This is a genomic window from Photobacterium gaetbulicola (assembly GCF_003025515.1).
GTDB classification, from domain to species: domain Bacteria; phylum Pseudomonadota; class Gammaproteobacteria; order Enterobacterales; family Vibrionaceae; genus Photobacterium; species Photobacterium gaetbulicola.
Genome location: NZ_PYME01000031.1, coordinates 61,166 through 71,194, shown reverse-complemented (window position 1 = coordinate 71,194; position 10,029 = coordinate 61,166). Strand labels below are relative to the sequence as shown.

Here is a 10,029-nt window from a genome sequence, read left to right as displayed (position 1 = left end):
AATGATGGTGGAGGGGGACGGATTCGAACCATCGAAGGCGGAGCCGGCAGATTTACAGTCTGCTCCCTTTGGCCACTCGGGAACCCCTCCACGGGGTGTTGCAATTTGTGTTGGCTTTTTGAGCCGGAAAACCGCTAGTGCCGTTTTCAGTAATGATGGTGGAGGGGGACGGATTCGAACCATCGAAGGCGGAGCCGGCAGATTTACAGTCTGCTCCCTTTGGCCACTCGGGAACCCCTCCACGGGGTGTTGCAATTTGTGTTGGCTTTTTGAGCCGGAAAACCGCTAGCGCCGTTTTCAGTAATGATGGTGGAGGGGGACGGATTCGAACCATCGAAGGCGGAGCCGGCAGATTTACAGTCTGCTCCCTTTGGCCACTCGGGAACCCCTCCACAGGGTTCTGGTTGCTAGGAGTAATCTCAACTAGCGGAAAGACGTACCTTACACAAGTCAGGAACACCTTTCAAGAATAATGGTGGAGGGGGACGGATTCGAACCATCGAAGGCGGAGCCGGCAGATTTACAGTCTGCTCCCTTTGGCCACTCGGGAACCCCTCCACAAGTGCGGAGCGCATAGTAGCAAACCGAGATGTTCTGTAAACCCTTTTCCTCACTATTTTTGTCTGCTTGCTGCTATTTTCATCATATTGTTGATTGAGATGGCGTTATTGGCATTTTTTACCACTTTGGTAAATGTGACATTGCTTTTCTTTACACTTCTTTACCCCGCTCAAGGGTCGGTTCAGATATCATTCATCCAGTTTATAAAAAATGGATTCCACAATGAAAAAGGTCCTTGTTGCGGCAATGGTGACTGTCGCGTTAACAGGTTGCGGCTATTTTTACTTCCAGAGTCAATCGGTGGCTGCCGAGCAGCCAAGTGCGCGTTCGGCTCGCGAGATCCCGGTGACACTTGGTCAAGTGAGTGCTCACGCTGTTGCTCAGTCTTTGTCATTGGTCGGTAAGCTTGAAGCGCAGCGCTCGGTCAATGTCGCAACCCAAGTTGCCGCCCGTGTCGAGCAAATCGCGATTGGGGTAAACAGCAAGGTCGAGAAAGGCGAGCTGTTGGTTCGGCTTGATGATGCCAAGCCGAAAGCAGCATACGCAGAGGCCCAGGCTTACTTGAATGACGAAAAGCGCAAGTACAACGAATATCAGAAGCTAGTGAGCCGCGGGGCGATCACCCAAACGGAGTTGGATGCCCAGCTTGCCAGCGTTAATATTGCCGATGCCAGGTTGCAGGCGGCACAAGCCGATTTGGCCGATCATGCTATCCGCGCACCCTTTAGCGGTACCGTGGGTTTGGTGGACTTTAGCGAGGGCCATATGCTGACCGTCGGCAGTGAGCTGTTCTCGCTTGATGATCTGTCGTTAATGCGTCTGGATATTCAGGTACCCGAGCAGTATCTCTCTTTCCTGCGCGAGGGCATGACCGTGGAAGCCACCAGCCAAGCCTGGCCGGGCAGGGCGTTTAGCGGCCAAATCAAGGCGATTGACTCCCGTGTTCAGGCCGACTCCCTCAATATCCGTGTTCGCGTGGTGTTTGATAACCCGGAAGCTTTGCTCAAGCCGGGTATGCTGATGGCAGCCAAGATCGGCTTTGCTCCGCAAGATGCAGCAGTGATCCCGGTGCAGGCACTGGAATATTCCGGTACCAAGCGCTTCGTGTATTTGGTTGATGAAACCGGTAAAGCCCACCGTACTGAAGTCAAACTCGGTGTGCGGGTCGAGAACGAAGTGGTGATTGAGTCCGGGGTGGGTATTGGCGATCGTATTGTGGTACAGGGACTGGTCAATATGCGTGATGGTGCTCAGGTGAATGATATCATGGCGCAAAGAAGCCAAAACGCACCGAAACAACAGGGTCCAGCAGGAGATGATGCTTAATGTGGTTATCTGATGTATCGGTAAAGCGTCCGGTTGTTGCTATCGTTCTCAGCTTGCTGCTGGTGGTCTTTGGCCTGGTGTCTTTTACCAAGCTATCGGTACGGGAAATGCCGGATGTCGAAAACCCGGTTGTCACGGTCTCGACCAGTTACTCTGGGGCCTCGGCTACCATCATGGAAAGCCGGATCACCACCGTGCTCGAGGATCAGCTGTCGGGGATCAGCGGTATCGAAAGTATCACCTCGACCACCCGCAATGGTTCATCGCGTATTACTGTTGAATTCGAGTTAGGTTGGGATCTCACCGAAGGCGTTAGTGATGTGCGTGATGCGGTATCGCGAGCCCAGCGTCGCCTGCCGGATGAGGCTGACGACCCCGTGGTGTCGAAAGACAACGGCTCGGGCGAGCCTGCGGTGTATGTCAACCTGATCTCTAGCACCATGGACCGTACCCAGCTGACCGACTACGCCGAGCGGGTGCTGATGGACCGATTCAGCCTGATCAACGGCGTGAGCTCGGTCAACCTCAGTGGCGCGCTATACCGGGTTATGTACGTCAAGCTGATGCCAGAGCAAATGGCAGGCCGAGGTGTCACCACCAGTGATATCGTCAGTGCCCTGAAGCTGGAGAACGTCGAATTGCCGGGAGGCGAAGTGCGCAATGACACCACGACGATGTCAGTTCGCACCGCTCGCCTGTACCAGGACGCATCGGACTTTGAGTACCTGGTGGTTCGTACCACTGCCGATGGCTCGCCGATTTACCTAAAAGATGTGGCCGAGGTTGGCATTGGTGCCAAGAACGAAAATGCCACCTTCAAAAACAACGGTATATCGAACCTGAGCCTCGGCATGGTGACCATGACCGACGCCAACCCGCTCAATGTGTCCAAGGCGGTCTACGAAGAAGTGGAGCGGATGCAGCGCTTCTTGCCGGAAGGTACCGAACTGTATGTCGATTATGACTCGACCGTCTTCATAGACCGTTCGATCCAGGAAGTCTACAGCACCCTGTTTATCACCGGTTTGCTGGTGGTGTTGGTGCTGTATATTTTCATCGGCCAGGCCCGGGCAACCTTGATCCCGGCTATTACGGTACCGGTCTCTTTGATCTCCGCCTTTATGGTGGCCTATTTCTTGGGCTTCTCGATTAACTTGCTGACATTGATGGCATTGATCCTGGCTATCGGTTTGGTGGTGGATGATGCCATTGTGGTGGTGGAAAACATCTATCACCATATTGAGCGTGGTGAGCCGCCGCTGTTGGCTGCGTACAAAGGGACCCGCGAGGTCGGCTTTGCGGTGGTGGCGACCACCGTGGTGCTGGTGATGGTGTTCCTGCCGATCTCCTTTATGGATGGCATGGTCGGCCCGCTATTTACCGAATTCTCGGTTCTGCTGGCGATGGCGGTGATTTTCTCGTCGATCGTTGCATTGACCCTGAGTCCGGTATTGGGCAGTAAGCTGCTGAAAGCCAATGTGAAGCCGGGCAAGTTCAACCTGTGGGTTGATCATATGTTCGGCCGTCTGGAGAAGGCATACCGCAAGGTGGTTACCGCTTCTGTCCGGTACCGCTATGCTGCGCCGTTTATCGTATTGGCGTTCGTTGGCCTTAGCGTTGTACTGATGAAAACTGTGCCATCCCAGCTGGCACCTCAGGAAGACCGCGGCGTGATCTTTGCCTTTGTCAAAGGTGCTGAAGGGACCAGCTACAACCGTATGGTCGGCAATATCGAGGAGGTCGAAGATCGCCTGTTGCCGATGGTCGGGCAAGGGGTGATCAAATCGGTATCGATCCAGACCCCAGCCTTTGGCGGACGAGCGGGTGATCAGACGGGGTTCGTGATCATGCAGCTGGAAAACTGGGAAGATCGCGATGTTTCGGCGGCAGAAGCCCTGGAGATGGTGCGTAAATCACTACAGGGGATCCCGGATGTCCGCGTATGGCCATTTATGCCGGGCTTCCGTGGCGGATCTTCGGAGCCTATTCAGTTTGTGCTTAACGGCGCGGATTATAACGAGCTGTTTCAGTGGGCAAGTAAGCTGAAAGATATTGCGGAAGATAATCCGATGATGGAGGGGGCGGATCTGGATTACGCCGAAACCACCCCTGAACTGGTGGTCTCGGTCAATCGCCAGCGTGCCGCTGAACTGGGCATCCCGGTTAATGACATTGCTGAAACCTTGGAAATTATGCTGGGCGGCCGCAATCAGACGACCTTTATTGACCGTGGTGAAGAGTATGATGTTTACTTGCGCGGTGATGAAAACAGCTTCAATAACGCCTCGGATCTGAGCCAGATCTACGTGCGGACCCGCAGTGGTCAGCTGATCACCCTAGAGTCATTGGCGGAGGTGGAAGAAGTGGCTTCGGCGCAGCGCTTGAGCCATAACCAGAAGCAGAAGTCGATCACCTTGAAAGCCAACTTGGTACCGGGCTATACCCTGGGCCAGGCCCTGGATTTTCTGGACGAGCAAGCCTTGTCGATGTTGCCGAGTGACATCGTGATAGATTATGCCGGTGAGTCGAAAGACTACCGCGAAAACCAGAGCAGCATCCTGATGGTGTTTGGCCTGGCCTTGCTGGTCGCTTACCTGGTGCTTGCCGCGCAGTTCGAAAGCTTTATCAACCCAATGGTGGTGATGTTGACCGTGCCGATGGGGATCTTCGGTGGTCTGGCCGGTCTGCTTATCATGGATCAGAGCCTCAACATCTTCAGCCAGATCGGGATGATCATGCTTATTGGTATGGTAACCAAGAACGGTATTTTGATTGTGGAGTTTGCCAACCAGCTGCGCGATAAAGGTGTACCCTTTGAGCAGGCCATTATCGATGCTTCCGAGCGTCGCTTGCGGCCTATCTTGATGACAGCCTTTACCACGCTGTTTGGCTCGGTACCGCTGATCTTATCTACCGGAGCCGGCTCGGAAGGCCGGATCTCGGTCGGTGTGGTGGTATTCTTCGGGATGGCCTTTGCGACCTTCGTCACCCTGATTGTCATTCCGGCGATGTACCGTTTGATGGCGGCCAATACCAAGTCGCCGGGCTATGTGGCTGAGCAGTTAGATAAGGCGCTAGCCAAGGATGATAGCCTCAAAGTGGGGCCAACCGGCGAGCCGTTGACCGACTGAGCATAATCGTCAATGATAAAAATGCCACCGCAAGGTGGCATTTTTATCTCTGTGAGAGGGCGGGTAAGCAAGTTTTCTTTCCCATGGTGCTGGGCTGTTGCTAGAATACCCGGCCATAATTACGACTAACCTTGATCGCGTTGTGAAACGCACAATATAGAAGAAAACTATGTCTCAAAATCAGCCTACCAAGGGTGCTGCAAACGGCGTTCAGAGCCAGGCAGTACGACTTAACAAATTTATCAGTGATACAGGCTATTGCTCACGCCGTGAGGCGGACAAGCTTATTGATCAAGGAAGGGTGACCATCAATGGTCAGCAGCCCGAGATGGGCGTCAAAGTCATGCCGGGTGATGAAGTGCTGGTCGATGATAAGCCGCTTCGTGCCAAAGAGCAGCCGATTTATATCGCGCTGAACAAGCCGGCCGGTATTACCTGTACCACCGAGCGCCATGTCAAAGACAACATTGTTGATTTCATTGGCCACCGTAAGCGTATTTTCCCGATTGGCCGCTTGGATAAGCCTTCTGATGGTTTGATTTTCCTGACCAACGATGGCGATATCGTCAACAAGATCCTGCGAGCCGGTAACTCGCACGAGAAAGAGTATGTGGTGCGGGTCGACAAACCAATTACCCAGGAGTTTATCGACAAGATGGCGTCAGGGGTTGAGATCCTTGATACCGTGACCTTGCCTTGTAAGGTGACCAAGGAAACCAACTACTCATTCCGTATCGTGTTAACCCAAGGTCTGAACCGCCAGATCCGCCGTATGTGTGAAGCGCTGGGCTACGATGTCTTCAAGCTGCGACGGGTTCGTATCATGAATATCAGTATCGATGGGCTGCCAAACGGCAAGTGGCGTTACCTGACCGAGGCCGAAATTGCCGAGATCCACAGCCTGATTGCGGACTCGAGCAAAACCGAAGAAGCCTCCAAGGTTGACGGTGAAGGCAAGAACATCAAGAAAGCAACGGATGCCAAGCTGTTTGATAGCCGCCAGCAAGCCAAGCAAGATGGTGACGGCAAGATCAAATACAAGACCTACAAAGGCAAGGGCGAACCGAATCGCCGCCGTGGTGGCGAGCGCAGTGAGCGTGATGACCGTGCCGCGCACGGTAGAGGGCAAGGTCGCGGCCAAGGCCGTGGGCAGGGGCAAGGTCAGGGGCAAGGTCAGGGCCGTCAGGACGAGCGCAGAAGTCCGCGCCCGGGCCGCGGCGTTCAGCCGGGTCACCGTCGCACTCAGCGTGATGAAGAAGCGCCGCGCTCACACAGTGGTGGTTCAAGCCGGATCCTGAAGTGGAAATCACCAAAATCTGAATAAACGGGTAGGATTTGGAAAAAGCGGGCTTAGATAGCCCGCTTTTTTGTCTATGCTCTTTAGCTAAAATTTCTGTCATATTCGCTCTTGCAATCCCGTCAGCGAATTTGCACTATTGTACTCATTGACGAAAACACCCAATCACCGAACTATCACTTGGCCGGCCTTGCCGACAATGTTGGTTATGCGCTCCTAGCGGCGATAAAGCGGTACGAATTCACAGAGGAAGTAATGGCAGGCAATACTATTGGACAACAATTTCGCGTCACCACTTTTGGTGAGAGTCATGGGCTGGCACTGGGCTGTATTATTGACGGTTGCCCTCCGGGATTGGCGCTGACCGAAGCGGATATGCAATACGATCTGGACCGTCGCCGTCCGGGTACCTCGAAGTACACCACCCAGCGTCGCGAGCCGGATGAAGTCAAAATCCTCTCAGGGGTGTTTGAAGGCCAGACGACCGGTACTTCTATTGGCCTGTTGATTGAAAACACCGACCAGCGTTCGAAAGATTACTCGAACATCAAAGACTTGTTCCGCCCTGGTCATGCTGATTATACCTATCACCAGAAATACGGGATCCGTGATTACCGCGGCGGAGGCCGCTCTTCTGCTCGCGAAACTGCAATGCGCGTAGCTGCTGGTGCGGTGGCCAAGAAGTACCTCAAGCAGGTCCATGGTATTGAAGTACGTGCTTACTTGTCGCAGATGGGCGATGTCAAAATCGACAAGGTTGATTGGGAGCAGATCGAGCAAAATGCTTTCTTCTGTCCAGATATTGATAAAGTCGAAGCCTTCGACGAGCTGATCCGCAAGCTGAAGAAAGAAGGGGACTCCATCGGTGCCAAGCTGACAGTGGTCGCAAACAATGTCCCTGTTGGTTTGGGTGAGCCGGTATTCGACCGCCTTGACGCTGACATTGCCCATTCGCTGATGAGCATCAATGCGGTGAAAGGGGTGGAAATTGGTGACGGTTTTGATGTGGTCGAGCAGCGCGGCAGCGAGCACCGTGATGCGATGAGCCCAGAAGGCTTCAAGTCCAACCACGCCGGTGGCATTTTGGGCGGTATTTCCTCGGGTCAAGATATCGTGGCACACATTGCGCTTAAGCCAACTTCGAGCATTACCGTACCGGGGGAGACGATCACTAGGCAGGGCGAAACTGCAGAGGTGATCACCAAAGGCCGCCATGACCCATGTGTGGGTATCCGCGCCGTACCGATTGCTGAGGCGATGCTGGCGATAACCTTGATGGATCACCTGCTGCGCCACCGTGGCCAGAATGCCGATGTGCTTACCGAAACTCCAAAGATCTAATGGTGAGGTTGAGTCTGCCTAGACGCAAAAAAGCGAGGACATGTCCTCGCTTTTTTGTGTTCCGTTCGTTCCGTTTTTTACTTTGAATGATTAACTCTCAGGTGCTTCTCGACTCTCCTTAACCGTTTCCACTTCGTCAAAACTAAAGACGGGTAAACTCCAACCGAACTGTACTGCGGCAATGCGAATGCAGAAACCCACCACAAGCGTACTGATCGTGACAATGGTTTCTTCTACGCCCAAGTAGAGCAAGCCGAAGTACATGCCACCCGAAATGAAGGCAACTGATGCATAAAACTCTTTTTGTAGCACCAGTGGCGGGCGGCGGCAGATCAAATCTCTTAGCAGGCCACCAAATACACCCGTGACGACAGCGGCAACCAGACAGATCAATGGCGATAGGCCCATGTCCATTGCCACGCGACAGCCGATAATGCTAAAGACAATCAACCCCAGCGAGTCCAGCAAGACAAACACTTTATGGAAGCGAACCACTTGCGGTGCCACCATGGTGGTAAAGAGTCCGGCCAGGCAGGTAATCGCCAAGTACTGCGGGTTAGCAACCCAACCCAGCGGGTAGTGGCCCAGCAAAACATCACGGACGGTACCGCCGCCAATCGCCGTGGCACTGGCCACGAGCATGACACCAAACCAGTCCATGTGACGTTTACCCGCAGCCAAAGCCCCAGTCATAGCTTCAGCCGTGATCCCGATGATGTATAGAGTTGTTAATAGCATGATTAAATTAGATGTAAATAAGGGTGCCTGAAAGAGGTAGCGATTTTATGCCCTGTTTTTACTGGCGTCGAATGAAATGAATTTCACGATGCATGAATTCAATTCATGTATGAAAGGGCGGCTCTGGGAAAAGAAGGCCCTAGGCTCTTGGAAGAGCAAGAGCAAGAGCAAGAGCAAGAGCAAGAGCAAGAGCAAGAGCAGGGGGGAATGGGTGAAACAAAAAAAAGAGTGCCATTCGGGCACTCTTTGATAAGTCTTTTTAGCCTTTAGCCTTTAGCCTTTAGCCTTTAGCCTCAGAACTTGTAGTTGGCCTGAACACCGACTAGCCATACGTTACCGGTGGTTTCACCGGTAAAGTTGACCGGGATACCTTGGTCGATTGGCAGAACTTCGGTTTCACTCATTGAGGCGTCTTTGGCGAAGATGTAGGTAAAGCCAGCATCAAAGCTCAATGCGTCAGACCACTGGTAACCCGCACCCAAGCTCAGCCATAGGCGGTCAGTTTCTGGGATGGTCTGGGTACGGTGTTCACTGCTTACTGCTGAGGTATCGTAAGCCACACCGGTGCGTACAGCCAGTTTGCTGGTGTACTGGTACGTTGCACCCAAAGCGATACGATAGTTGTCTTCCCAGTTTTCTTCTTTGATCAGATCAGGCGTTGCACCGAGAGAAGGAATATTGGCTTCAAGCTTGTCGAAGCTGCTCCAGTCAGTCCAGTTGAAGCTGGCATGCATCGCTAGTTTGTCGGTTAACTGGTGGAAGCTGGCAATCTCTGCGGTGGCTGGCAGGGTCAGTGCCATGCTGCCAGAATGAACACCGCCATACAGTAGGCCAGAAGCTTCACCTTTCAGCTTCAGGTCGACAGCAGAGCGGTAGTTGACACCAATACGATGATTTTCATTGATCTGCCAAGCACCACCTAGCTGCCAACCCCAGGCAGAGTCGTCGCCTTCCATATATTTCAAGTTTTGGCCTTTCCAGCTGTCAACTGCGTCTTCCAGCATTGGTGGAAGGTTGGTTGGTACCGATGCGCCGAAATGGCCTTCACCCATCACGTAGCGCACGCCCGCACCGATGCTGAATTGGTCGTTGATCTTGTAGGCCACGTTCGGGTTGATTTCCACCGACATGATATTGGCTTGGTCACCAAACAGGGTTGCCATGAAGTCGCCACCCAATTCGGTTTCCATGCCGTAGTTGGTCGCCATTGCAAGGCCAACGGCCCACTGCTCGTTCACTCGGTGTGAGATATAAAAGTTAGGGATCACTGCTGAGTGGGCAATATCGCTGGCTTTGGTGGTGGACACTTTATGGCCTGCGATGCTTAGGTCACCTTCGACATCGATGTTCGGATCAACATAGATAGCACCGACAGAAACTTGGGTACCTTCCAGGTAGGTCAGCATAGCCGGGTTACGGAACTGGGCGCTGGCATTGTCTGCCATCGCGGCTTCACCGGCAAACGCGCGGCCAAGGCCGGTTGCGGAATATTCGGCAAGCTGGAAGCCGGCTGCCATAGTGCTGGTGCTAAAGCCCAGTGTTAACGCTGCTGCAAGCGAAAGAGTAATTTTGTTTTTGTTCATCAGTCTAATATGTTCGCTGAAATTCAATGCTGCGAATCATACGCCTTAGAGT

6 protein-coding genes and 4 tRNA genes are annotated in these 10,029 nt (G+C 53.2%); 4 read left to right on the top strand and 6 right to left on the bottom strand.

The genetic code is table 11. The annotated features are described in order from the left end of the window. Positions 1–5: 5 nt before the first annotated feature. From C9J03_RS21915 to C9J03_RS21900, 4 genes are all read right to left on the bottom strand, one after another. Positions 6–90: transfer RNA gene (locus C9J03_RS21915), tRNA-Tyr, on the bottom strand. A gap of 66 nt (positions 91–156) precedes the next feature. Continuing rightward, positions 157–241 (bottom strand) — tRNA-Tyr (locus C9J03_RS21910). Between the two features lie 66 nt (positions 242–307). Continuing rightward, positions 308–392 (bottom strand) — tRNA-Tyr (locus tag C9J03_RS21905). 81 nt (positions 393–473) lie between these two features. Beyond that, a tRNA-Tyr gene (locus tag C9J03_RS21900) sits at positions 474–558 on the bottom strand. 225 nt (positions 559–783) lie between these two features. Between C9J03_RS21900 and C9J03_RS21895 the strand changes: the two genes are divergently transcribed. The 4 genes from C9J03_RS21895 to aroC all read left to right on the top strand — a co-directional run bounded on the left by C9J03_RS21895 (position 784) and on the right by aroC (position 7,656). Continuing rightward, positions 784–1,887 (top strand): efflux RND transporter periplasmic adaptor subunit, encoded by a 1,104-nt coding sequence (locus C9J03_RS21895; protein ID WP_044622719.1) that lies wholly within the window; start codon positions 784–786, stop codon positions 1,885–1,887. After that, positions 1,887–5,018: a multidrug efflux RND transporter permease subunit gene (locus C9J03_RS21890; RefSeq protein WP_044622720.1), complete on the top strand. Its 3,132-nt coding sequence runs from the start codon at positions 1,887–1,889 to the stop codon at positions 5,016–5,018. Before C9J03_RS21895 ends, C9J03_RS21890 begins: the two co-directional genes overlap by 1 nt. Before the next feature lie 169 nt (positions 5,019–5,187). Beyond that, positions 5,188–6,342 (top strand): 23S rRNA pseudouridine(2604) synthase RluF, encoded by a 1,155-nt coding sequence (gene rluF, locus C9J03_RS21885; RefSeq protein ID WP_044622721.1) that lies wholly within the window; start codon positions 5,188–5,190, stop codon positions 6,340–6,342. Positions 6,343–6,570: 228 nt separating this feature from the next. Then, on the top strand, positions 6,571–7,656 hold the full coding sequence (aroC, locus tag C9J03_RS21880) for a chorismate synthase (protein ID WP_044622722.1): 1,086 nt from the start codon (positions 6,571–6,573) through the stop codon (positions 7,654–7,656). A 90-nt stretch (positions 7,657–7,746) separates the two neighbouring features. Here aroC and C9J03_RS21875 read toward each other — a convergent pair whose 3' ends face one another. Further along, positions 7,747–8,394, bottom strand: coding sequence for a trimeric intracellular cation channel family protein (locus C9J03_RS21875; protein WP_039462018.1), 648 nt, complete (start codon positions 8,392–8,394; stop codon positions 7,747–7,749). A 293-nt stretch (positions 8,395–8,687) separates the two neighbouring features. Further along, the gene (locus C9J03_RS21870; protein ID WP_044622723.1) at positions 8,688–9,977 is read right to left on the bottom strand and encodes an outer membrane protein transport protein; all 1,290 of its coding nucleotides are present in this window, start codon (positions 9,975–9,977) and stop codon (positions 8,688–8,690) included. Positions 9,978–10,029 lie beyond the last annotated feature (52 nt).